Source organism: Micrococcus sp. LASM2_SD2 (assembly GCF_057364565.1).
Map to the genome: position 1 here is coordinate 1 of NZ_JBNFOB010000390.1, position 1,234 is coordinate 1,234.

Sequence of the window (1,234 nt, forward strand, 5' to 3'; positions counted from 1 at the left end):
CGCAGTCAGCCGCGGGGACCGAGCCGGAGGCGCCCGATGAGCGCGCCCGCCGTGTTCGCCGACCTGGCCGGCCAGGACGCCGTGGTGGAGCAGCTCACCCGCGCCGCCCAGCAGGACCGGCCCACCCACGCCTGGCTGTTCACCGGACCGCCCGGCTCCGGCCGGTCCACCGCCGCGCGCGCCTTCGCCGCCGCCCTGCAGTGCGAGGCCGAGTCACCGGAGGACCGCGGCTGCGGGCAGTGCCACGCCTGCACCACCGTCATGGGCGGCACCCACCCGGACGTCACGATCCTGGCCACCGAGAGCGTCAGCTACAAGATCGAGGACGTCCGTGACCTCGTGGAGGCGGCCCAGTCCCGCCCCGCCACGGGCCGCTGGCGCATTTTCCTGATGGAGGACGCGGACCGCATGACCGAGCGCGCCACCAACGTGCTCCTCAAGGCCATCGAGGAGCCCCCGGAGCGCGTGGTCTGGATGCTCTGCACCCCCTCCCCCGCGGACGTGCTGCCCACCATCCGCTCCCGGTGCCGTGCCGTCACCCTGCGCATCCCCTCCGTCCAGGACGTGGCGGACCTGCTCGTGCGGCGCGACCGGCTCGACGCCGAGACCGCGCTGATGACCGCGCGCATCTCCCAGTCGCACGTGGGCATGGCCCGTCGCCTCGCCCAGGACCCCGAGGCCCTCGCCCGCCGCGAGGAGATCCTCTCCCTGCCCCTGCGCAGCAGCGCCGTCTCCGACGCCATGAGCATGGCCGCCCACCTGGTGAAGGTCGCCAAGGACGAGGCCGAGTCCTCGGCCGAGGCCCGCAACGCCGACGAGCTGGCGACCCTGCGCCGCCAGCTCGGCATCGCCGAGGACGAGCAGGTCCCGGCCAAGCTGCGCCACCACGTCAAGCGGCTCGAGGAGGACCAGACCCGCCGACGCCGACGCAGCGTCCACGACTCCCTGGACCGGGCGATGATCGACCTGTTCGGCCTGTTCCGGGACGTGCTGGCCGTGCAGCTCGGCGCGGAGGGCGAGCTCATCAACGAGCACCGCCGTGCCGAGATCGCCTCCTACGCCCACGGTGCCGCCGGCGGCTCCGCCGAGGTGGTCGCCCGCATCGACGCCATCAACCTGGCCCGCGAGCGACTGGCCGGCAACGTCCCGGAGCAGCTGGCGGTCGAGGGACTGATGCTCGCACTGCTGCCCGCTCGGACGCGCACCCCGCGGCCGCGGCGCTGAGGACCCGGGG

General features: G+C 74.5%; 1 protein-coding gene. It reads left to right on the top strand.

Annotation, left to right across the window (positions count from 1 at the left end):
- Nucleotides 1–36 precede the first annotated feature (36 nt).
- A complete protein-coding gene (locus AC2W7A_RS12620) occupies nucleotides 37–1,224 on the top strand; it encodes a DNA polymerase III subunit delta' (RefSeq protein WP_485991635.1) in 1,188 nt (395 codons plus the stop codon).
- Nucleotides 1,225–1,234 lie beyond the last annotated feature (10 nt).